The sequence below is a fragment of the Allobosea sp. genome (assembly GCF_051860145.1).
GTDB lineage: Bacteria > Pseudomonadota > Alphaproteobacteria > Rhizobiales > Beijerinckiaceae > Allobosea.
On record NZ_JBHYEM010000001.1, the window covers coordinates 436,012 to 458,788 of the forward strand.

Here is a 22,777-nt window from a genome sequence, read left to right on the forward strand (position 1 = left end):
CTGCCACGGCCCGCCCGAGCCAACAGGAGAGCGTGATTCCGAGGGTTATATTGTCCAATCCAGGACAATTTTACCGCTATCGCCGCTCATCATGATTTCGAAGCCGCTTTCATACTCGCGCGCCGGCAGACGGTGCGTGATCACTTTGCGGATATCGAGACCGCTTTCGAGCATCGCGAGCATTTTGTGCCATGTCTCGAACATCTCGCGTCCATAGATACCTTTGATCGTCAGCATCTTGAAAACGACCTTGGTCCAATCGACCGTTGCGGGCCTCGCTGGAATGCCGAGCATCGCGATTTTCCCGCCCATGACGAGATGCTCGACCATCTGGTCGAGCGCCGCCGGCGCGCCGCTCATCTCCAGCCCGACATCGAAACCCTCCTTCATGCCAAGACGGTCCATGACGGAGTTCAGATCCTCCTTGCTGACGTCGACGGGTTCGATGTCCGCCACTTGCGCAGCGAGAGCGAGGCGGGTCGGGTTGATATCGGTGATCACCACGTGTCGTGCGCCGGCGTGGCGCGCGACGGCCGCGCTCATGATACCGATTGGACCGGCACCGGTGACGAGCACATCCTCGCCAACAAGGTCGAACGACAAGGCTGTGTGAACGGCATTGCCGAGAGGATCGAGGATGGCGCCGAGTTCGTCATCGATCGAATCCGGTAGGGGAACGACGTTGAATGCCGGGAGCCGAAGATATTCGGCAAAAGCACCGGGGATGTTTACGCCCACGCCCTTGGTCTCGGGGTCGAGATGGAAGCGCCCGCCCCGCGCCGCCCGGCTCTTCATGCCGACGACATGTCCCTCGCCGGAGACGCGCTGGCCGACTGCCAAATTCCGAACATTCGCACCGAGCTCGACGATCTCACCGGCATATTCATGACCAATCACCATCGGAACCGGAATTGTCCGCTGTGCCCATTCGTCCCAAGAGTAAATGTGGATGTCGGTGCCGCAGATCCCGGTCTTTTTGATTTTGATCAGAACATCGTCCGGTCCGATCGACGGGACCGGGCGGTCGTCCAGCAGCAAGCCGGGCTGCGCGTCCCACTTAACGAGAGCCTTCATGAGAACACCTCTATTGACCATCAAATGATGCCCAACGCTTTGCCGGCGTCGGCAAAGGCGTCGACCGCGTGGTCCACATCCTTTTCAGTGAGAGCTGCAGACATCTGGGTCCGGATGCGCGCCTTGCCCTTCGGGACGACCGGATAGAAAAACCCGGCGACGTAGACGCCGCGTTCATCGAGCGCGGCCGCCATCTTCTGCGCCAGAGGCGCTTCGTGGAGCATCACGGGAATGATCGGCGTCACCCCTGGAAGGAGTTCGAACCCGGCGTTTTCCAGACCGGACCGGAAACGCCCGGAATGGATCGCCAGCTTCTGGCGCCTGTCATCCGCGCCCTGGGCAATTTCGATTGCTTTGATCGAACCGGCCGCGACGGCGGGAGCAAGGCTGTTGGAGAAGAGATAGGGCCGCGATCGCTGCCGCAGCAGATCGATGATCGGCTGCGAGGCTGCGACGAACCCGCCCATCGCGCCGCCCAGGCTTTTGCCAAGCGTTCCGGTGACGATGTCGACCCGCTGCTTGACGCCGGTCAATGCCGGGGTCCCGCGTCCAGATTCTCCGAGGTGGCCGGTGGCGTGGCAGTCGTCGACCATGACGAGCGCGCCGTAGCGCTCGGCCAGATCGCAGATGGCCGGAAGATTGGCGACGTAACCGTCCATCGAAAAGACGCCGTCCGTTGCGATCAGCTTGAAGCGCGCGCCATTTCGATCGGCTTCCTTCAGCCGGTCTTCGAGCTCATTCATGTCGCCATTGGCGAAACGGTAGCGCTTGGCTTTGCAAAGACGCACGCCATCGATAATGGAGGCGTGATTCAGCGAGTCCGAAATGATGGCGTCATCCGCTTCCAGGAGCGGCTCGAACACCCCGCCATTGGCGTCGAAGCAGGCCGCGAACAGGACAGCGTCATCCTTCCCCAGATAGCGGGCGATCGTCTGTTCGAGCTCTCGATGCAAAGTCTGCGTGCCGCAGATGAAGCGCACCGACGCCATCCCAAAGCCGAACTCGTCCAATCCTGCCTTGGCCGCTGCGACCACGTCGGGGTGGCTCGCCAGCCCGAGATAGTTGTTGGCGCACAGGTTGACGACCTCGCGCTCCACGCCGCCGGACCGAATGCGGACGGTTCCCCCCTGCGGGCCGGCGATGAGCCGCTCCTGCTTGTAGAGACCGTCGGCCCGGATCTGCGAGAGCAGCTCGCGAATGCGATCGTCGACACTCGATGTCATGGCGTCCTCACTTTTCCGGCGACGAAGAACGATTCCGATATAATGGATATTTGTCAAGGGAGGGCAAGGCACCCGCGGGGCCAGACCCCGCGCGATGGCTCATCTTGAGTGGGTCGCCATCTCCGCTGTCGCTGCCGATGGAGCCGGATGAAGCCATCCGCCTCTAGTCGTCTCTCTCCCGCATATGCGATAAAGACGAGATCAGCGTGGCAAGGCACCATAAATTTTGAGAAACAGGAAAAATCCTATATACGGGAACGAAGCCGCTGCGCGCGCGTCCGGCCCAGTCCAAAAGCAGGCGAGGATGTCTCAGAGAACGCCGCGGATCGGGCCAGCCATCCAGAAGGAGCGCAAGCTGCGAAAGCTGACGCTCGAGCAGCTCTCGGTCCAATCCGGCGTTTCGAAGTCGATGCTCAGCCAGATCGAGCGAGGAGAGGCCAACCCGACATTCGCCGTCGTCTGGAGCTTGACGCAAGCGCTCGACATTGAGTTCTCGGACCTTGTCGGCACAAGCAGCGCGGCGGCAAGCCCGGACCACGTCGAGATCACGACGAAGACGCACACGCCTGAAATTCGGAGTGCGGACGGACTTTGCAGATTGAAGATCCTCAGCTCTCCGCGGCTTGCCGGTCAAACGGAATGGTATGACGTGGAGATGCAGCCCGGCGGTAGATTGGATAGCGACCCACATGCATCTGGAACATTCGAGCATTTCACAGCCCTGACGGAGGGCTTCGAAGTCACGTGTGGCGAGAGCGTCATGGCCCTCAAGGAAGGCGAAACGGCTCGTTACCCCGCTGATACTTCGCATTGCATCGCCAATGCAGGCGACAAATCGGCACGCGGTTTCCTTGTCGTGCTCTACAGGTAGGGAAAGGCGGGGAGATGCGGCTTTCTCATGTGGAGGCATTCCGGGCCGTCATGGTCTCAGGCTCCACGACGGCCGCCGCCCGCATCCTTCACACATCTCAACCCAATGTCAGCCGATCGATCGCGCAGTTGGAAAAAGCCACCGGGTTGCGCTTGTTCGATCGATTGCCGGGGAAGGTCGTTCCGACAAGCGACGGGGTCTCGTTCTTCAAAGAGGTGCAGCGCAGCTTCGTCGGATTGCAGCGTCTCGACGAAGCCGCCAATCGCATCCGCAGGTTCAGCGGCGGCATCCTGAGAATCGCGGCGATCCAGACACTGGCCCTCGGCTTGATCCCCCGGACGATCAAACGCTTCGCTGAAATCTACCCGGAAGCGAGCATCTCGATTCATGCCGGGCATTCCACGGCAGTCTCGCAATGGGTCGACGACCAGTTCTGCGATATCGGCATCGTCTCGCATCTCACCGAAAGCTATGGCTTCGAAAGCGAGGAACTATACCAGATCGATGGCGTGTGCCTGATGCCGAAGCACCACCGTCTCGCGGCCAAGACATGCGTCGAGCCGGCGGATCTGGCGGGAGAGCCCTATATTTCGTTTGCCCGAAACGACTTCGGACGCTCCGCCGTCGACGAGGTTTTTGAGCGGGCCGGCGTCGGCCGCCGGATCACCCTCGAGACCTCCTATAGCTCGATCACCTGCTCCCTCGTCGCGCAAGGGCTCGGCCTCGCCATCGTCAACCCCTTAGCAGCGCAGGACTTCCGCCATATGGGCGTCGTGATGCGCCCCTTCCGCCCGGCGCTCAAACACGCCGCAATGGTGATCTACTCCAAAGCCCGCCCTGAAGATCGCCTGGTCGCGAGCTTTGTCGAGGTCCTGAAGCTCGTGACGAGCGAAGAGCAGGACGCGCTTGCGGCTCTGCAATCGCATGCGGCAGGCATGGGGCGCTTGTCCGACTGAGGCCCGTGCCCGGACCCGCCCCCTATATCATCAGCGCATAGCCCCTCGGCTCATTTCTATTTGCTCCAATGAGAGCCGGTTAATAGTCTTGGACGTCTGCAGGATTTTGGAGCGGGAGCGATGCGCCCCTGTCTGCAGATTTACCGAAGCAAATTCGGAGGGGATAATGACGTATCTACGAACCCTATTGCTCGCCGGCGTGGCGGCTATTGGCTCGCCTGCCTATGCTCAGCAGGTGATGTACGTGGCAGGGCCTGGCGGAAGCACGCAAAAACTGATCCAGGCGCAGATCATTCCCGAATTCGAAGCCAAGCACAACGTGAAGATCACCTACGTTCCCGGGATTTCGAGCGAGATCGTTGCGAAACTGCAGGCGCAGAGCGGCAAGCAGGAGATCAACGTTGCCATCGTCGACGACGGCCCGCTGTATCAGGCGATCCAGTACGGATATTGCGACAAGCTCGCTGACGCGCCGGTCTACAAGGATGTCTACACCTTCGCCCATTTCGGTGGGAACGGCATCGGCATCGGCCTCGTCGGGACCGGAATCGCCTACAACAAGGCGAGTTTCGAGAAGAAGGGCTGGGCTCCTCCGACGTCCTGGAAGGACCTGACCGACAAGAAATACTCCCAGCGCTTCACCGCATCTTCGCTGTCGGGCACCTATGGCGTTCATACGCTGGTGATGTTCGCCCGCATCAATGGCGGCGATGAGAGGAACATCGAGCCGGGCTTCGAGGCCATTCGCAAGGATCTCGTGCCGAATGTCCTGAGCTGGTCGTCGTCGCCCGCGAAGCTCGCCGAAATGTTCCAGAACAACGATGTCGACGTCGCGGTCTGGGGCAGCAGTCGCGCGATAGCGCTGAAGAACACCGGTTTCCCCATCGAGTTCGTCTATCCCCAGGAAGGCGCGCCGGCGCTCGTGCTGGGCGCCTGCCCGGTCGTTCAGAACAGCGCCCCTGAGGCGTCTCAGGCGTTCCTGCAATATCTGGTGACGCCCGAAGTCCAGGCCAAGCTCGCCTCGGAGGGCCTCGGGCCGACGAACCGATTGACCAAGCTGGACGACAAGCTGGCCGCCGGGGTGCCCTATGGCGGAAACCGGGTCGGCAACATGATTCCGATGCAGTGGAACGAGATCAACAAGAAGCGCGCCGAATGGACGAACCGCTGGAACCGCACGATCGAAAGGTGAGCGCGGCTCTCCGCTGATCACGCCAGCCGTCCAAGCGAAAGCCGTCATATGAGCAGTTTGTCTTTACGAGACCTGTCGAAGACCTATGGCCCCGTCCAGGCGGTTCGGGGCGTGGATCTGGAGGTCGAGCAGGGAGAATTCCTGTCTCTGCTCGGCCCTTCGGGATGCGGCAAGACCACGACATTGCAGATGGTCGCGGGGTTCGTGCCGCCAACCACCGGCAGCGTCGTGGTCGATGGACAGGATCTGACCGACATCGTGCCGGAAAAGCGCGACATGGGCGTCGTCTTCCAGAGCTATGCGCTGTTCCCGCATATGAGCGTGGCTCAGAATATCGGTTTCGGCCTGGAGATGCGGCGCGTGAAGGGCGCCGAATTGCGCAAGCGCATCGACGAAACGCTCGCCATGGTGCGCCTCTCCGGCCTCGAGGATCGGTACCCGTCGCAGCTTTCGGGCGGCCAGCGCCAACGGATCGCCATCGCTCGTGCGCTTGCGATCCGCCCCCGCGTCCTGCTGCTGGACGAGCCCATGTCGAATCTCGACGCCAAGCTCCGCGGCGAGATGCATGTCGAGCTCCGGGCGCTGCAGCGACGGCTCGGCATCACCGCGATCCTGGTGACCCATGACCAGGTCGAAGCGATGACGATGAGCGACAGGATCGCCGTCATGACCAATGGCGGGATCGCGCAGCTCGGCAGCCCACAAGAGCTCTATGACAGGCCGACCACGGAGTTCGCGGCCAAGTTCCTCGGGCACACCAACGTCCTGACCGGGCAGATTGCGTCCTGGCGCGACGGCGCGGCCGTCATTCGCGTGGGTTCCTCGTCATTTTCGGCGCCGACCGAGCAAAGCGGTGTCGGCTCCGAGATCAAGGTGTTCGTTCGCCCGGAACGCCTCCGGATCGGCCCTGGCGACGAGGCGACGGTGGCCGGGCGGGTCAGCACGCGGCTGTTCCTCGGCGGCCTCTGGATCTACGAGGTCGACACCGATGTCGGCACGCTGCGCGTCACCACGCAAAACCTCGGGACGACGCAGCCCCAGGAGGGAGACGCGGTCGGCGTCAGCTGGCACGCCGAGGACCTGCGGGTCATTGCGCCGGAGGTGACACATGGCTGACCGGGCAGTCCAAGGGAGCGGGTCTCCATGGGTGTTGTCGATGCCGGCCCTGGCGTTGTTCCTGGGCCTGCTCGCCGTGCCATTGGCCCTGACGGCGATCCTCTCGTTCAACGCATTCGACGGCATGCGCGGAATCCAGCCGACCTATAGTCTCGGCAACTACATCGAGATCCTGTTCGACGGCTACTACCAGGAAATATTCCTTCGCACCGGCGGCATGGCCCTTGGCGTCACAGCCCTGTGCATCGTTCTCGGCGTGCCGGAAACGCTGATCCTGGCGAAGATGAAGCCTGTTTGGCGCGGCACCTTCTTTGTCGTCATTCTCGGCCCGTTGCTGATCTCGGTAGTGGTCCGCACGCTGGGCTGGTCGGTCCTGCTCGGCAGCCAGGGCCTGGTCAATTCCGTGCTTCTGCGGCTTGGCCTGGTCGATCAGCCCTTGCGGCTGCTCTTCTCCATGACGGGCGTGGTCATCGTCCTGACCCACGTCTTCCTGCCGTTCATGATCATCGCGGTCTGGAGCGCGCTGCAACGGCTCGACAGCCAGGTCGAACATGCCGCGAGGTCGCTCGGGGCCGGGCCGCTGACGAGCTTTCGCCGCATCATCCTGCCTCAGCTCATGCCCGGGATACTCTCAGGCGCGATCATCGTGTTCGCCCTGTCCGCATCGGCCTATGCGACGCCGGCGATCATCGGCGGCCGCCGGGTCAAGGTCGTCGCCACGACGCTCTATGACGAGTTCTTCAATTCGCTGAACTGGCCGCTCGGAGCCGCCATCGCGGTCCTGCTTCTCATCGCCAACATCCTCATCATCGTCGGATGCAACCGGCTCGTGGAGCGGCGTTTCAAGCAGGTGTTCGCATGAGCGGCCAGGAAATCGGAAAGAATGGACCGCTGGCGCTGATATTCCACGCGCTGCTCACCGGCTTCATCATCGCACCGCTCGTCGTCGTGATGCTGGTGTCGCTGTCCGACAAGGAATACATCTCGATGCCGTTCGACGGCGCCTCGCTGCGCTGGTATCGCGAGATCCTGGCCGCGCCCGAGCTGATCAGCGCATTCTGGCTGTCGGTCTGGCTCGGCCTGGCCTCAGCGACATTGGCGTCGCTCGTCGCCGTGCCTGCGGCGCTCGCCATCGCGCGGCATCGCTTCATCGGTCGTGACGGATTGATGGCGTTCCTGATGTCGCCGCTGATGATCCCCCATGTCGTGCTCGGCGTCGCATTCCTGCGCTTCTTCTCCATCATGGATTTGACTGGCTCCTTCGTCGCTCTGGCACTCGTCCATGCGCTCACGGTCGTGCCCTATTCGCTGCGGCTGACGCTGGCTGCCGTGATCGGGCTCGAACGCGACGCCGAATCCGCGGCCAGGTCGCTTGGCGCATCACGCTTCGTCGCCTTTCGTCGCATTCTCCTGCCGCTGATCCTGCCGGGCGTGGCGGCCGGATGGATCCTGGCGTTCATCCAGAGCTTCGACGAGGTCACGATGACGATCTTCGTGGCAACGCCGGGAACGACGACGCTGCCAGTCGCGCTGTACAACCGCATAGCCCAGCTGACCGATCCGGTGACGACATCGGTCTCGACGATCCTGATCATCGGAACGATGGCATTCATGTTCGCGCTCGACCGAATGGTCGGTTTGGACAAGGTCCTCATCGGCAAGAAATAGCTCACTCGAACCTGCATGAGCTCCGCCATCCTTGGGCGGGGACAGGATATGTGCGCCCGAAATTCGCGATGCGAAGGGGCGCGGACTGGAGTTGCACATGAGCAACCAGACAATGACTGTGGTCGGAGGCGGCCTTGTCGGAGCGGCGATCGCCTATGGTGCGACGCGCGCCGGGATGCAGGTCCGCGTCCTCGATCAGGGCGACGTCGCCTTCCGGGCTTCGCGGGGCAATTTCGGGCTCGTCTGGGTGTCGAGCAAGGGCGGCAAGATGCCGCGATATGCAAGCTGGAGCCGCGATGCACTGAAGCTTTGGCCCGAGCTGCAGAAGGAACTGCTCGAGCTGACTGACGTCGATGCCGGCTTGCAGCAGCCCGGCGGCTTCTGGCTCGGGTTCAGCGAAGCGGATGTCAGGGCGCGCGCCGACCTGCTGGACAGGATCGATCGTGAGGTCGGCGGCATCCCCTACCAGATGATGGACCCGTCCGAGCTCAGGCAATATCTGCCCGGTCTCGGCCCGTCCGTGGTCGGCGGCAGCTTCTGTCCGCTGGACGGTCACGCGAACCCGCTGCAGCTGTTGCGTGGTCTGCACGCGGCCCTGCGCCACAGGGGAGCCGACGTCATCACCGGCGTCGACGTCGCCGACGTCCAGTACGATCGCGGCAGCGGGCTGTTCGAAGCTCTCGCGATCGACGGCCAGCGCTGGAAGAGCGAGCGGCTGGTGCTGGCCGCGGGTCTCGGCAATGCCCGGCTGGCGCCGCAGGTCGGGTTGCATGCGCCGGTCTCCTCGACCCGCGGCCAGGTCCTGATCACGGAGCGGCTCAAGCCGTTTCTCAACTACCCGACGAACAAATGCAGGCAGACCTGCGAAGGCAGCGTGCAGATCGGCTCCACCTCGGAGGATGTCGGGCTGGACGACGGCACGACGACCGAGAAGATCGAAGGGCTGGCGCGCCGCGCCGTCGCGACCTTTCCCGCACTGGCCCGGGCACGCCTCGTCCGGGCCTGGGGAGCGCTGCGGCCGCTGACGCCGGATGGGCACCCGATCTATCAGGGCTCGACCTCGTGCCCGGGCGCCTATGTCGCGACCAGCCACAGCGGCGTCACCCTCGCCGCCGCCCATAGCTTCGTGATCGGGCCATGGATGGCCGGCCTCGCACAGGCGCCCGCCGAGTTCGACGTCTTCAAGGGCGACCGGTTCCTCGACCCCAATGCGAGCTTCTCTCATGACCACTGAAGCGCTGTTCGCGATTCCGCGGTCGGCGGATCTGGAAACCGTCACGATCACCTTCGACGGCAAGCCTTTGACGGTGCCGGCCGGGATCAGCGTCGCCGCGGCCTTGCTCGTCGGCGGCGTGCATGACTTTCGCTCGAGCGTCGTCGGCCAGGTACCGCGAGCGCCCTACTGCATGATGGGCGTCTGCTTCGAATGCCTCGTGGAAATCGACGGTGTTCCTGCGCGGCAGAGCTGCCTCGTCCCGGTCACGGACGGGATGGCGGTACGCCGCCAGATCGGCGCCGCTCATCTGGATGAGGTCAGCTTCGGAGAAGAACCATGAGCGATGCCATGGCAGACCTCGTCATCGTCGGCGCCGGCCCGGCCGGGATGGCTGCGGCCTGCGAAGCTCGCGCGCTCGACCTGTCCGTCGTCTTGCTCGACGAGCAGGCCGCCAGCGGCGGCCAGATCTATCGCAACATCGAGTCCGCACCGGCGGATCGCGTCGAGATACTCGGCAAGGACTACGAAGCCGGCCGCAGCCTGGCATCGGATTTCGGAAATAGCGGAGCGCGACATCTTCGCGGCGCCGTCGTCTGGAACGTGGGTCTGGATGGCACTGTCGATTATGTCGAGAGCGGCAGGTCCCAGCAGGTCGCCGGCAAGCACGTCCTGCTCGCCAGCGGCGCCATGGAGCGGCCTTTTCCCATCCCCGGCTGGACCCTGCCCGGCGTCATGGGAGCCGGCGCGGCGCAGATTCTCCTGAAGGGCTCGGGAGCCCTGCCGAATGGTCCGGTCGTCCTCGCCGGCTGCGGGCCGCTGCTGTACCTGCTCGCCTGGCAATATCTGCGGGCCGGTGCGGCGATCGCAGCGCTGGTCGATACCACCGCCCGGTCAGCTCATCTGCGCGCTATGCCCCATGCTCTCGGGGCGCTGAAGGGTTGGCGCGACCTTGTGAAGGGCCTCAACCTGCTTTCGGCCCTGCGGCGCCACGGCGTCCCGGTTTTCACGGGCGCGAGCAGCCTCGCGATCGCGGGAGAGAAGCGGGTCGAGAGCCTTTCCTTCAGGCATCGCGGGCAAGCGGTTCGCATTCCGGCGTCGTTGCTGCTGCTGCATCAAGGCATCGTCCCCAACACGCAACTGAGCTGGTCGACAGGCGCAAAACACCGCTGGGATGCAGATCAACTCTGCTGGCTTCCCGATACGGACCCTTGGGGACGACTGGGCGAGACGACGCTCTATGTCGCAGGCGACAGCCGCGCCATCGTGGGCGCCCAAGCCTCCGCCGTGCAGGGTCGGCTGGCCGCCCTGGCCATCGGCGAACGTCTTGGCGTCACGGTGGACACCGCGCGACGCGCGGCGCTTCAGACCGAGCTTAAGCGGCATAGCCATATCCGGCCATTCCTGAACGCCCTGTACCGGCCGACGGACGAGAACCGGATCCCGCAGGACCCCGGCGTCGTGGTTTGCCGGTGCGAAGAGGTCACCGCAGGGCAGATCCGCCGCTATGTCGAACTGGGCTGCCTCGGCCCCAACCAGACCAAGGCGTTCGGGCGCTGCGGAATGGGCCCGTGCCAGGGGCGGTTCTGCGGCCTGACGGTGACCGAGATCATCGCCCGGGCGCGCAGCGCGGCGCCCGGAGAGGTCGGATATTACCGCATCCGCCCCCCGATCAAGCCCGTCATGCTCGGCGATTTCGTGCCGTAGACCACGACCTTCCGACAAGAATTTCACCGCCCACCGAAAGGAACCGCCATGAGCGACATCGTCCGCATCGAGACCGACAAGCGCCGCAGCCGCGCCGTGATCTATAACGGCATGGTCTTCGTCGGCGGCATGACCGCCGATGACCGCGGCCAGGATATCAAGGGACAGACGCAGCAGACCCTCGCGAAGATCGAGGATTTCCTGGCGAAGACCGGCACCGACAAGAGCCGCCTCCTGACCGCGCAGATCTGGATCAAGGACCTGGCCCGGGACTTCGAAGGCATGAACGAGGTCTGGAACGCCTGGACCGCGCCGAATGCGGCCCCGACGCGCGCGACGGCTCAATGCGAGATGGGCGCGCCCGATGTCCTGGTCGAGATCATCGTGACGGCGGCCGTGTCGCAGTAAGCGGCGAGCGCCGGCCCGAACGTCACCGATCTTTCCGGCCCGAGGACAGCACCATGAAACTGACCGAGCTTCGGACTTATGTTCATCCGAACGCGAACAAGCATTACCTGATGGCCGTCCTCCAGACCGACAAGGGACTTGTCGGCGTCGGCGAAGCAACGCTCGACCATCGCTGGCCATCCGTCATCGCCGGAATCAAGGAGGGGTTTCGCGCGATCGCCGGGCAGGATCCGACCAGGGTCGAGAAGCACTGGGCGACCCTGAAGGACAAGGTCTACTGGAGCGACGGAGCGAGCAGCCGGGCCGCTCTCGCCGCGATCGACCAGGCTCTGTGGGACATAACCGGCAAGGCATATGGCCTTCCCGTGCACAAGCTGGTCGGCGGAGCCGTTCGTGACAAAATCCGCGTCTACCTCAACCAGTGGTGGGCCGGCTACACTTCGACCGACGATCTGATCGAGAAGGCCAGGGCTGCCGTCGCGCGCGGCGCGACGGCGCTCAAATGGTATCCGTTCGGCACACCCGACCAATTCCAGTATCAGGTCATGAAGCATGACGTGCCACGCGCCATCACCGAAGTGAAGGCGGTGCGGGACGCGCTGGGTCCGTCGGTCGGCTTGATGGTGGATATCTGGCGGCGGCTCGACTGGGCGTCGGCGGCCCAGTTCTGCGCCGGGATCGCCGATTGCAACCTGATCTTTGTCGAAGAGCCGACGGAGTATCAAAGCGCCGACGCACTCGGACGGCTCTCGGCGGCAACGCATGCGAGAATTGCCTTCGGCGAGCGCTTCCATTCCCGCAGGCAATTTGCGGAGATCATCGAAAAGCAGGCCGTCGGCCTGGTGCAGCCATCGATCATCCGCGTCGGCGGACTGACCGAGGCGATCAAGATTGGCCACGCCGCCGAAACCTATTCGATAGGCGTCGCGCCACACAATCCGCATGGCCCGATCGCGATCGCCGCCTCCGTCACGCTTGCAGCGGTCCTGACGAACTTCGTCATCCTCGAGTCGTATGAGAACAACAATCCGCCCTCGCGACATCAGTTCGTGAAAGAAGGGCCGTTGATCAAGAGCGATTACTATCCGGTTTCAGATATGCCTGGGCTGGGCATTGAGATTGATGAATCCAAACTGGGAGATCTTTCGTCTGACACTGAACGGCTGGTTGCCTAGAGCCAGATGACTTCAGTTGGAATCCATATCGCATCAATACGTTAGAGCAGGATCGATGCGAAGAACCGGTTCCTACTTTTTCGCATCACGCTCTATAACTTCGCTGGATGATACGTCCCGGATTCAGCGAGTTCTTCGATGAAGCGCGACGCCATCGCTTTCGTCTCGTTTGCAAATTCAGAAATGAGATCGGTGTTGCGGGCGTCACGGGCAAAGCACAGCAGGAAATCCAAGGGGATTGCCGGCTCGAAAGGGCGTGCGACGACAGATTTTTCCATCCCGGCGATAAACAGCGGATGGACGAGGGAGATTCCCAGCCCCGCAGCGACGAACTGGCAGACGGTAGGATTCGCGTCTGCGGTGAGCACGACGTTGGCCTTGACCTCATATTTTTCGAACATGCTCCTGACCTTCTGCCCCGTGTAGGTATCGGTGTTGAATGAGACGAAGGGAACGCCGTTCAGGTGTTCGGGGCGGACGACCTCGCGTTGCGCGAGAGGGTGGCCGATGGGCATGATGCAGAGCAGCGGATGCTCCAGCAGTGGCTCGGTAAGGATATAGGGATTGTCGATCCGGGCGGTGACGAGGCCGACATCGAGCTTGCGCGTCAGAACGAACTCGGCAATCCATTGCGAGCTTGGCGATTTGATCAAACAATAGACGTTCGGATTGCGCATCAGAAAGCTCATTGTAGCCCGCTGGATGAAGGCACCGGAAAGCGCAGGAATTACGCCCACGACGAGCCTCGCCTGCTCCTCGCGTCGGATGGACGCGATTGCACTGTCTACTTGGCGCACGCCTACGAAAATGCGGTTGATCTCCTCGTAGAGCCGCAGCCCCTGAGCTGTTGGCGCTAGGCGGCCCTTGTAACGATCGAACAGCTTGAGACCGCTGTCGCTCTCAAGGTGCATCATCAGCTTGCTCGCCGCCGGCTGCGATATGTTTACGACCTCTGCGGCTCGGCTAACCGTTCCGTGTTCAATCAGCGCCTTGAAGGCCTCGATTTGGCGAAGGGTGACGGCACGCGGCATGGTATAACCTTGAGAATAGGATATGGGTAATTTTGTATTGGACATAATAGCATCTGGCTTCTTACCCTCGTCAACAACGAGGGGAACATGGGTTCAGAATTCAGCGTCATCGGCGCAGAAACGATAGTATCAGCAATCACTTATGGCCTCCCGGGCTTGGGTAGCGTCGTGATCTCTGCTGATAGCTGCGACACCGATTTTCGCGTGCGTGCAAATCTCGCCCGTCTCGGCGCGCGGCATGAACATCGCCCCCCGCATGAGATCCTTTCACGTCAGGCGATCTGATGTTCCGAAAGCTGCATGACCTGCCGGGGGAGACCCTCACGCTCTATATCGACGGCGTCCCTGCCGCCGCTGAGGCGAAGGAGAGCGTCGCGGGCGCTGAAGCCAGGACGGTGCCGGACGTCGGCCTGTACAGGGCGCGTCCGCCGCTGAAGCCCGTCACGCTCGGCGAACTTGCAGGGCGCGACACCGTGGATGCGGCGTCATGAGTGCGAAGGCGATCGACGCCCTTGTTGTCGGCGGTGGCCTGCACGGACTGTCGGCCGCGCTGCATCTGGCGCGTGCAGGCCGCCGCGTCACGATCCTGGAACGGTCATGGGTCGGCCGTCACGCCTCCGGCGCATCGGCCGCCGGGGTCCGTACGCTCAACCGACATCCGGCCGAGATTCCGATCGCGCTGGAATCCATGGACATGTGGCACAATATCGAGGCGATCGTCGGCGACGGTTGCGGCTTCCATGCTCATGGCCAGATCAACGTCGCGGAACACCCCAATGAGCTGCGCGTGCTGGAGAAGCGTCTCGCTGCCATGCGGGATGCCGGGTACCAGCACGAGGAACTGATCGACCGAACGGAGCTGCTGCGGCTCGTTCCGGCGATCTCGCCCCATTGCCTCGCCGCGTTGGTCGTCCGGCGCGATGGTGCCGCCGATCCCCATCGGACCTTGCTGGCGTTCCGCCGGAGCGCCGAAGCCGCGGGCGTCGCAATCCACGAAGGTGCCGGCGTCACGGCGATCGAGCGCGTCGGCTCCGACTGGCGGCTGCGCACCACGACCGGGGATTTCGCCGCGCCGACCGTCGTCAACGCCGCAGGGGCCTGGGCGGGAAAAATCGCCGCCATGATCGGCGACGACATCCCGCTTGGCCTCAAGGCCTCGATGATGATGGTGACGGAGCGCGTCGCACCGCTCCTGAAACCGGTCGTCAGCATCGTTGGGAGGCCACTCTCCTTCAAGCAATCAGGCCAGGGAACCCTGGTGATCGGCGGAGGGCTTCAGGGCAGCGCCGACATCGAGGCGCAGAAGAGCTTCGTCAATTTCAAGGAGCTCGCCAAGGGCGCGCGGGCGGCGACCGATCTCTTTCCCTCGGTCAAATCGCTGCGAATTGTGCGGACCTGGGCGGGCATGGAGGCGACAACCGTCGATCATCTCCCCTCATCTGTGCCTCGCCGAATGCGGGCGGCGTCTATCACGCCTTCGGCTTCTCGGGTCACGGCTTCCAGCTCGTTCCCGTCGTCGGCGCCATCCTGGCTGACCTGATCGTCCGTGGCGGCACCAACAGACAGATCGAGGCCTTTTCCGCGGGTCGGCTCATGCACCGGCGAGCAGCAGCATGATGCAGGTCAAGCCCTCAGCCGCGCCCTTCGAGCCCGCACCGGTTCATCGTCGATCTTTCGCGCGGCCTCAATCGATCTCTCCACGGCGCAAGTCACGCGCTGCCTCCGATTTACGCGCGAGCACCCCCTGGAAAGCATGGGCAAATCGCGGCTGGACCAAAAGACATCAAGGAAGGCACAGATAATGTATCGGATTGGCGTCGATGTCGGTGGAACCTTCACCGATTTCACGATCTCGCATGCGGGCACTGGCGACAACCTGTACTTCAAGGTGCCATCGACGCCGGCCGATCCGTCGCTCGCCATCGTGGATGGGATCTCGCAGATCCTCGACATCCACAAGATCGCGCCGGACGCCGTCTCGTATATCGGTCACGGCACGACGGTCGCCACCAACATGATCATCGAGCGGCGGGGCGTGCCAACCGCTCTGGTCACCACCAAGGGCTTCCGCGACGTGCTGGCCATCGGCCGGCAGACGCGCCCGGCCCTCTACGACTACGCGATCCGCAAGCCCGACCCGCTGGTCGAACGCTATCGGCGCCGCGAGGTGGACGAACGGCTCGATGCGAAGGGCGAGCGCCTGCGTGCACTGGATGCCGGGGAACTGGACGAGGTGCTCGGCGAGATCGCCGAGACGGGCGTCAAGGCGATCGCAGTATCCTTCATTCATGCCTATCGGAACCCGGTTCACGAGGAGGAGGCTGCCCGCCTCATCGCGTCCAAGCTGCCCGGGATCTATATCAGCCTGTCGTCCAAGGTGCTGCCGGAGTTCCGCGAGTACGAGCGGACCTCGACGACCGTGCTCAACGCCTATGTCGGCCCAAAGATGGCCGATTATTTCGATCGCCTGAACGCGAAGATCGCCGAACTCGGCATCGCCGTCTCGCCGCTGACCATCCATTCCAATGGTGGTCTTCTGTCCATCGAGACGGCCAAGCGCCTGCCGGTCACGACCTGTCTGTCGGGCCCCGCGGCCGGCGTCATGGGCGCCGCTGTGGTCGGCACGGCCGCTGGCACGCCGGACATCGTGACCTTCGACGTGGGCGGCACCAGCACGGACGTCTCGCTCATCGTCGATGGCCGGCCGAAGTTCACCTCGAGTCGGGATGTCGCCGGCTACCCGGTGAAGCTGCCGATGATCGATATCCACGTCATCGGCGCCGGCGGGGGCAGCATCGCCTATGTCGATGACGCCAAGGCCCTCAAGGTCGGCCCACGCAGCGCCGGCGCGTCGCCGGGGCCCGTCGCCTACGGGCGGGGCGGCGAGGAGCCGACCCTGACGGACGCGAATATCTGCCTCAATCGTCTCAATCCCGTCGCGCTGCTCGATGGGCGGATGCCGGTGGATCGCGATGCCGCGATCGCGAGCATCGAGGAACGCATCGCCCGCCGGCTCGGCATCTCCGTGGAGGCGGCTGCCTTCGGCATCATCCAGGTCGCCGCCGCCAACATGAGCCGCGCGATCCGGTCGGTCACGACCGAACAGGGCCACGATGTGGCAAAGCTCACCTTGTTCGCGTTCGGCGGCGCCGGTCCGCTGCATGCCGCGGAGGTGGCGCGGGAATCCGGCATCCACCGCATCCTCGTTCCCCAGGAGCCGGGGACGATGTGCGCCCGCGGCGCACTGCTCTCCGACGTCAGCCTCGACTTCGTGCGCATGCAGCTCGCGCCGGCGACGGCCGACAACTGGGCGAAGGCCTGCGAAGCCCTGCGCGGCATGGTCCAGGACGGCGACCGCTGGCTCGTCTCGGAGAAGGTCGATCCCGCGCTGCGCGCGTTCAATCTGGCGATCGATGCCCATTATGCCGGCCAGAACCACGAGATCCGCGTGCCGTTCGACAGGATCGACGATGCCGGACTCGATCAATTCCTCGATCGCTTCGCCGAGGCTCACAAGGCGGGCTACGGCTATGACATTCCGGGCCAGCCCGTCGTCATCGTGAGCTGCCGCCTGCAGGCGGTAGGCCGGGTGCCGAAGACCATGGCGCCCTTCTTTGCCGGCGGCACCAGCATCGCCGGGGCGCAGGCCGACGAGCGCAGCGTCTATTACGGTCCCGAGGAGGGCTGGCTCGCGACGCCGATCTACCGCCGCTCCGCGCTGCCCGTGGGCGACGTGGTCCGCGGTCCCGCCATCATCGACGAGATGAGCTCGACGACCGTCGTCCTCGCCGGACAGAGCGCCGTCATCGACGCCTTCGGCAACATCGTCATCACGAACTGAGCGAACCCAGCCATGACCGACACCACGCAGCATACAATCCCGGACGTCGGGCGCCAGTTCGACGCCATCGCCATGGAGGTCTTCAGCAACCGCATGCTCTCCATCACCGAGAGCATGGCGATCCACATGATGCGATCGTCGTTTTCGACCCAGATCAAGGAGCGGCGGGACTTCTCCGTCGGCATCTTCGACGGTGGCGGGCGCCTGCTGGCGCAGGGCACCCATATCCCCCTGCATCTCGGGTCGTTGCTCGGCGCCATGGAGGCGCTGCTGGAGCGCTACAAGATCGAGGACATGCTCGAAGGCGACGCCTTCATCTGCAACGATCCTTATCTCGCCGGCGGCACGCACCTTCCCGATATTTCGATCATTACGCCTGTCTTCATTGACGGGAAGATCGTCGCCTTCGCTGCCAATATCGGTCACCACACCGATGTCGGCGGCTGCGTTCCCGGATCGATCTCGCCGGAGTCCCGCACGATCTACGAGGAGGGTCTGCGGATCCCGATCATCAAGATCGCGCGTGGCGGCGTCGTCGACGAGGACCTGCTCAACCTGATCGCCCAGAACTCGCGGCTGATGAAGGAACGGCGTCTCGATCTGAAGGTGCAGATCGCCGTCAATATCCGCGGCGGCGACGAGACCCGGGCCGTGTTCCAGCGCATGGGCGTCGAGCGCGCGCAGACCGCCATCGAGGATGTCCTGTCCTACACCGCCGCGCGGCTGCGCGGCCGGCTGGCGGCCTTGCCGGCCGGAAAGCACAGCTTCACCACCTGGCTTGACGACGACGGACGCGGCAGCGCGCCGGTGCCGGTCGTCGCGACCATCACGATCGGCGGCGGTACGCTCGACATCGACCTCGACGGAACCGGGCCGCAGGCCAAGGGCGCTTTCAACGTGCCCCGCAACGCCCTGCGCGCGACGATCTATTATTGCATCAAGGCTCTGCTCGATCCGGAGCTCATGGCCAATAGCGGCATGTTCTCGGCCGTGACCATCTCGGCGCCGCAGGGCTCCATCGCAAATCCCAATTTTCCGGCGGCATGCGGCGTCCGCAGCAACACCTGCCAGAAGATCGCCGGCGCCGTGTTCGGGGCCTTCCAGGAGGTCCTGCCCGCCGAGCGGCGGATCGCGTCGCACTGCAACCTCCTGCCCTCCTATGATTTCTCCGGCTCGCGTGCGGACGGAAGCTTCTTCGTTTCCGGCGAGACGATCGGCGGCGGCAGCGGCGCGCGGCAGGACCATGACGGCATGGACGCCACGCATGTCCACGTCACCAACAGCCTCAACCTCCCGACCGAGGCGATGGAGAACGAGTTCCCGCTGCTCTGCGAGCACTACGGGCTTGCGGTCGATACAGGCGGAGCAGGACGCCAGCGCGGCGGGCTCGGCATCGTTCGCCAGATCCGCGTCCTACGGGATGCCACGGCCTTCTCAGCGCGGTCCGACTGCTACATTCACGGTGCCGCGGGTATCGACGGCGGCGGCACCGGCGGCCTCAGCTCGCTGATCCGCAATTTCGGCCGCGACGATCAAAAGGCCCTGCCCTCCAAGATCGCTCACGTCGAGATGAAGGCCGGCGACAGCATTCGCCTTCAGACGCCGGGCGGTGGCGGTTTCGGATCTTGCGATGACCGCCCGCTCGAACAGATCGCACGGGACCTCCGGGACGGAACGGTGACGCAGGCGGCCGCGGAGCGAGACTACGGGGCCGATCGCGTCCGCGCCGCCCTCGAGACAAGCGAGAAGCCACCGGCGTTGCTGCCAGCGTAGCGGCATAGCGGACACCCCGATCTCGCAATCAGGAACTGACCTAAGGAGCGCAACGCACCTTATCGCGATTGAATACGACGTCGGGGATACAGAATCGTTCGCCGCCTAAATCGAATAACTTCTGAAAACAGGAGAGGGGAACATGAAAAACACCATGAACATAGACAATCTCTGGGCTCTTTCTACTCGTCGCCGCGAATTTCTCTTGGGTGGCGGCGCCCTCGGTGCGGGCCTGCTCGCGCCGGGATTGTTCACCGGAGGCGCGCATGCGGCACAGGCGGGCACGGTCACCTACGGACTTTCCGCCTATCCGCCGAACTTGAGGCCGTTCGAGTGGTCGGGCGCTGCGGCAGCAACCGTCAAGGCGCTCATGTTCCGGGGCCTGCTCACCTTCGATGAAAAAGGCGAGGTGATCCCCGAACTCGCGGAGAGCTGGTCGCAACCGGATGCCAAGACCTACCTGTTCAAGCTTCGCCCGAACGCGACGTTCCAGAACGGCGAACCGGTCACGGCCGATGACGTGAAGGCCTCGTTCGAGGCGATCCGACTGGAAAAATGGGCCTATGTCCGGCAGGCATTCCGGGACGTCGAGACGATCGAGGTGGTCGACCCCAAGACGGTCCGCATCGCCCTGAATCAGCCAACGCCGTCGTTCCTGTTCGTGCTCGCCGGGCAGAATGCTCCCATCGTATGGAGCAAGCAGATGAACAGGCTCGACGCGATGGTCGGCGCCGGTCCGTATCGGCTGGAGAGCTCGGAGAAGGGCGTCTCGCTGACCTTCAAGGCGCGCACGGACTTCTACAAGCCAGGCCTGCCGAAACTCGAAACCGTGCGTTTCATCGCCTATCCGGACGACGCCCTGAGGGTCGCGGCGCTGAATGCGGGCGATGTCGACATCATCGACTACGTGCCCTTCCAGAGCATGAAGAGCATAGCGGAGGCGCCGGGACTCTCCCTGCAGTCTCCGCTCGGGCTCTACATGTATATCGTGTTCAACCTGAAGCAGGGTCCGTTCACCGATCCGAAGGTTCGGCGCGCCGTGGCCCATGCCCTCAAGCGGGACGATGTCGTCAAGGCAGCTTTCTTCGGCCAGGGCAGAGTTCTCGACGGGGTCCCAATTCCAGAAGGGCCCTATCAGGTGAAGGAGCTCGAGCACCTGTGGCCGTACGATCCGGATCGGGCCAAGAGCCTGCTGAAGGAGGCCGGGGCGCAGAACCTCCAGGCCACGCTGCTGGCCACGAGCACCTATGGCTTCCACAAGGACATCGCCGAGATCATGCAGCAACAGCTCGCGGCGGTCGGCATGCAGATCAAGCTTGCCCTTCCGGAGTGGGGCGTGCGGGTCAACCAGGGCAATGAGGGCCGGTATCACTTCGCCATCAATGGCGGCTCGCCGGATCTCGGCGACCCCGATGACCTGACGGCCTTGTTCGGTTCGGGTTCGGATTCCTACCGCCGCTCCTTTGGGCTGTTCGATTCCAATCTCGACACTTTGCTGAAGAGCGGCCGCTATGAACCCGATCAGGCCAAGCGGGTGCAGATCTACGCCGAGCTCCAGCGGGCTGTTCAGGAAAGCACTCCGGTGACCTTCATCAACTACCGGCTGCAGGGCTGGGGCGTGCGCAGCCGCGTGAAGGACTTCAAGGCGCTGCCGAACCAGATGCTCAGCCAAACGGGCATGGAGTTCGACAAGGTATACGTCTCCTGAGCGGGCATTTCTGAACCTGTAGATCCGAGGACGTAATGCTCGCTTATCTTGTGAGACGCAGTGCCGTGGCCGCGGTGATGATATTCATGGTTGCCACCGCAGTGTTCATGATCCTGCATGTGGTGCCTGGCGATCCGGTCGAGGTGATGCTGTCGTCCGACGGGACGACGCCGGATCCTGCGGCCGTGGCGGATATGCGTTCGCGCCTGGGCCTCGATCAGCCGTTGACGACGCAATATGCGAGCTATCTGTCGCGACTGGCGCGAGGCGATCTCGGGCGCAGCTTCCTGGACGACGAGGAGGTGCTGCACAACATCGCCCAGCGCCTGCCGCGGACGCTTGAGCTGATCGCGGCGGCGACCGGCCTGTCGCTGCTCATCGGGATCCCGCTCGGGCTTCTGGCGGCGCGCAGGCGGGGGCAATGGATCGACCGGGCCCTGAGTGGCACCACGAGCTTCGCGCTGTCCATTCCCACCTTCGTGCTGGGGACCTTGTTCGTGCTGGTCTTCGCCCTGCTGCTGCGGCTGGTGCCGGCGGGCGGCTTCGTTCCGTTCGGCGTGTCGCCCCTCGCGCACCTGACGCTTCTGCTGATGCCGTCGGCTGCGATCGCGGTCGGCTTCTCCGCGATCATCATCCGCATGACGCGGTCGACGGTCCTCGATGTGCTGCAGCAGGACTGGGTGCGCACGGCGCGCGCCAAGGGGCTGCGGGAGCGGCGGGTTCTGCGGCGGCACGTGGTCCGCAACGCTCTGGGACCGGTCCTGACCGTGACCGGATTGCAGATGGGCTCCATGCTGGGCGGGACGGTGCTCGTGGAATACATCTTCAACTGGCCCGGCATGAGCGGCTTCCTGGTGCGGGCCGTGGAGAGCCGGGACTATCCCGAGGTCCAGGGCATCGTGCTGGTGACGGCGACGCTGTTCATCCTGCTCAACCTCGTCGTCGACGTGCTCCATTCGGTTCTCGACCCGCAGGTGCGCAGGTCATGAACAGGCTGGCCTCGATCCGGCAGAACGCCAGGTTCCGCCACCTCGCACCGTCGCTTCTGGCTATCGTGGTTCTCATCCTGGTCGCCGTTCAGGCGCCTGTGATCGCGCCGTTCGATCCACTGACCATGGATATCGCGGGCCGGATGGCGCCGCCCTCGGCCGCACATTGGCTGGGCCAGGACGAGTTCGGCCGGGATGTGCTCAGCCGCCTGCTCCATGGCGCCCAGGTCTCGCTGAGCGTCGCCTTCGCGACGGGGGCGGTGGCGGCGGTCATCGGCATCGCCGCCGGCCTGGTGGGCGGTTATTTCGGCGGCATCGCGGAAATCCTGACGGTGCGCATCGCGGAATTCATGCTGTCGTTCCCGCCGATCCTGCTGGCGCTCCTGGTGATCGCCTTCACGGGTCCGGGGACGGTGACGCTGATCGCGACGCTGGCGATCTTCTACGCTCCCGAATTCGCCCGTATCGCCTATGGCGAGGTGCGCTCGGTCAAGCAGAAGGAATATGTGGAGGCGATGCGGGCGCTGGGCGCCGGCTCGTTCCGGATCCTGGGCAAGACGATCCTGCCGAACGTCGCGGCCCCCCTCTTCGTCCAGTTCTCGCTGGTGGTCGCGTCCGCCATCGTGGTCGAATCGGGGCTCAGCTTCCTGGGCCTGGGCATCGTGCCGCCGACGCCTTCCTGGGGTCTGATGATCCGTGGCGCGCGGGCCTATCTGGAGCTGAACCCGCTGGGTCTGGTCTGGCCCTGCGCGGCCTTGGTGACGACGATCTTCATCGTCAACTCGCTCTGCGACGCGGTGCGCGACGTGTTCGATCCCCGCACCGCCAAGCT

At 63.9% G+C, this 22,777-nt stretch carries 21 protein-coding genes and 1 pseudogene; 19 read left to right on the forward strand and 3 right to left on the reverse strand.

Annotated features, from left to right (window positions below; all coding sequences use genetic code 11):
* Positions 1 to 45 precede the first annotated feature (45 nt).
* Both tdh and ACTIF2_RS02025 read right to left on the reverse strand, forming a co-directional pair.
* Positions 46 to 1,095 carry an L-threonine 3-dehydrogenase gene (gene tdh / locus ACTIF2_RS02020; RefSeq protein ID WP_439495344.1) on the reverse strand — a complete coding sequence of 350 codons (1,050 nt, stop codon included), beginning with the start codon at positions 1,093 to 1,095 and terminating at the stop codon, positions 46 to 48.
* Entirely contained in the window at positions 1,095 to 2,297 is a 1,203-nt protein-coding gene (locus ACTIF2_RS02025; protein WP_439495345.1) for a glycine C-acetyltransferase, read from the reverse strand. Before ACTIF2_RS02025 ends, tdh begins: the two co-directional genes overlap by 1 nt.
* A 304-nt stretch (positions 2,298 to 2,601) precedes the next feature.
* On the opposite strand from ACTIF2_RS02025, the gene ACTIF2_RS02030 reads away from it, so the two are divergent.
* From ACTIF2_RS02030 to ACTIF2_RS02080, 11 genes are all read left to right on the forward strand, one after another.
* On the forward strand, positions 2,602 to 3,168 hold the full coding sequence (locus ACTIF2_RS02030; protein WP_439495346.1) for a helix-turn-helix domain-containing protein: 567 nt from the start codon (positions 2,602 to 2,604) through the stop codon (positions 3,166 to 3,168).
* Between the two features lie 14 nt (positions 3,169 to 3,182).
* The gene (locus ACTIF2_RS02035) at positions 3,183 to 4,124 is read left to right on the forward strand and encodes a LysR substrate-binding domain-containing protein (protein WP_439495347.1); all 942 of its coding nucleotides are present in this window, start codon (positions 3,183 to 3,185) and stop codon (positions 4,122 to 4,124) included.
* Positions 4,125 to 4,212: 88 nt separating this feature from the next.
* Complete coding sequence (locus ACTIF2_RS02040; RefSeq protein ID WP_439495348.1) at positions 4,213 to 5,316, forward strand: ABC transporter substrate-binding protein; 1,104 nt, start codon at positions 4,213 to 4,215, stop codon at positions 5,314 to 5,316.
* Positions 5,317 to 5,364: 48 nt separating this feature from the next.
* Positions 5,365 to 6,432, forward strand: coding sequence for an ABC transporter ATP-binding protein (locus ACTIF2_RS02045; RefSeq protein ID WP_439495349.1), 1,068 nt, complete (start codon positions 5,365 to 5,367; stop codon positions 6,430 to 6,432).
* A gap of 40 nt (positions 6,433 to 6,472) precedes the next feature.
* The gene (locus ACTIF2_RS02050; RefSeq protein WP_439495600.1) at positions 6,473 to 7,294 is read left to right on the forward strand and encodes an ABC transporter permease; all 822 of its coding nucleotides are present in this window, start codon (positions 6,473 to 6,475) and stop codon (positions 7,292 to 7,294) included.
* Positions 7,295 to 7,305: 11 nt separating this feature from the next.
* On the forward strand, positions 7,306 to 8,100 hold the full coding sequence (locus ACTIF2_RS02055) for an ABC transporter permease (RefSeq protein WP_439495601.1): 795 nt from the start codon (positions 7,306 to 7,308) through the stop codon (positions 8,098 to 8,100).
* Positions 8,101 to 8,197: 97 nt separating this feature from the next.
* On the forward strand, positions 8,198 to 9,334 hold the full coding sequence (locus ACTIF2_RS02060; protein WP_439495350.1) for an NAD(P)/FAD-dependent oxidoreductase: 1,137 nt from the start codon (positions 8,198 to 8,200) through the stop codon (positions 9,332 to 9,334).
* Positions 9,324 to 9,656: a (2Fe-2S)-binding protein gene (locus tag ACTIF2_RS02065; RefSeq protein ID WP_439495351.1), complete on the forward strand. Its 333-nt coding sequence runs from the start codon at positions 9,324 to 9,326 to the stop codon at positions 9,654 to 9,656. Before ACTIF2_RS02060 ends, ACTIF2_RS02065 begins: the two co-directional genes overlap by 11 nt.
* Positions 9,653 to 11,020: an FAD/NAD(P)-dependent oxidoreductase gene (locus tag ACTIF2_RS02070; protein WP_439495352.1), complete on the forward strand. Its 1,368-nt coding sequence runs from the start codon at positions 9,653 to 9,655 to the stop codon at positions 11,018 to 11,020. Before ACTIF2_RS02065 ends, ACTIF2_RS02070 begins: the two co-directional genes overlap by 4 nt.
* Before the next feature lie 48 nt (positions 11,021 to 11,068).
* Positions 11,069 to 11,428, forward strand: a complete 360-nt coding sequence (locus ACTIF2_RS02075; protein ID WP_439495353.1) for a RidA family protein — start codon at positions 11,069 to 11,071, stop codon at positions 11,426 to 11,428.
* 53 nt (positions 11,429 to 11,481) lie between these two features.
* A complete protein-coding gene (locus ACTIF2_RS02080) occupies positions 11,482 to 12,603 on the forward strand; it encodes a mandelate racemase/muconate lactonizing enzyme family protein (RefSeq protein ID WP_439495354.1) in 1,122 nt (373 codons plus the stop codon).
* Between the two features lie 92 nt (positions 12,604 to 12,695).
* On the opposite strand, the gene ACTIF2_RS02085 is transcribed toward ACTIF2_RS02080, so the two are convergent.
* Positions 12,696 to 13,634 (reverse strand): LysR substrate-binding domain-containing protein, encoded by a 939-nt coding sequence (locus tag ACTIF2_RS02085; protein WP_439495355.1) that lies wholly within the window; start codon positions 13,632 to 13,634, stop codon positions 12,696 to 12,698.
* Positions 13,635 to 13,721: 87 nt separating this feature from the next.
* On the opposite strand from ACTIF2_RS02085, the gene ACTIF2_RS02090 reads away from it, so the two are divergent.
* The 8 genes and pseudogenes from ACTIF2_RS02090 to ACTIF2_RS02125 form a co-directional block, all read left to right on the forward strand.
* Positions 13,722 to 13,919: a hypothetical protein gene (locus ACTIF2_RS02090; RefSeq protein WP_439495356.1), complete on the forward strand. Its 198-nt coding sequence runs from the start codon at positions 13,722 to 13,724 to the stop codon at positions 13,917 to 13,919.
* Positions 13,919 to 14,125 carry a hypothetical protein gene (locus tag ACTIF2_RS02095; protein WP_439495357.1) on the forward strand — a complete coding sequence of 69 codons (207 nt, stop codon included), beginning with the start codon at positions 13,919 to 13,921 and terminating at the stop codon, positions 14,123 to 14,125. Before ACTIF2_RS02090 ends, ACTIF2_RS02095 begins: the two co-directional genes overlap by 1 nt.
* Entirely contained in the window at positions 14,122 to 15,174 is a 1,053-nt protein-coding gene (locus ACTIF2_RS02100; RefSeq protein ID WP_439495358.1) for an NAD(P)/FAD-dependent oxidoreductase, read from the forward strand. Before ACTIF2_RS02095 ends, ACTIF2_RS02100 begins: the two co-directional genes overlap by 4 nt.
* Before the next feature lie 261 nt (positions 15,175 to 15,435).
* Positions 15,436 to 17,475 carry a hydantoinase/oxoprolinase family protein gene (locus ACTIF2_RS02105; RefSeq protein WP_439495359.1) on the forward strand — a complete coding sequence of 680 codons (2,040 nt, stop codon included), beginning with the start codon at positions 15,436 to 15,438 and terminating at the stop codon, positions 17,473 to 17,475.
* Positions 17,476 to 17,487: 12 nt separating this feature from the next.
* Positions 17,488 to 19,248, forward strand: a complete 1,761-nt coding sequence (locus ACTIF2_RS02110; protein WP_439495360.1) for a hydantoinase B/oxoprolinase family protein — start codon at positions 17,488 to 17,490, stop codon at positions 19,246 to 19,248.
* A 142-nt stretch (positions 19,249 to 19,390) separates the two neighbouring features.
* Positions 19,391 to 20,956: an ABC transporter substrate-binding protein gene (locus ACTIF2_RS02115; protein WP_439495361.1), complete on the forward strand. Its 1,566-nt coding sequence runs from the start codon at positions 19,391 to 19,393 to the stop codon at positions 20,954 to 20,956.
* 35 nt (positions 20,957 to 20,991) lie between these two features.
* On the forward strand, positions 20,992 to 21,945 hold the full coding sequence (locus ACTIF2_RS02120; RefSeq protein ID WP_439495362.1) for an ABC transporter permease: 954 nt from the start codon (positions 20,992 to 20,994) through the stop codon (positions 21,943 to 21,945).
* A 143-nt stretch (positions 21,946 to 22,088) separates the two neighbouring features.
* Positions 22,089 to 22,760: pseudogene (locus ACTIF2_RS02125) on the forward strand (ABC transporter permease); the annotation flags it as partial.
* Positions 22,761 to 22,777: the final 17 nt, after the last annotated feature.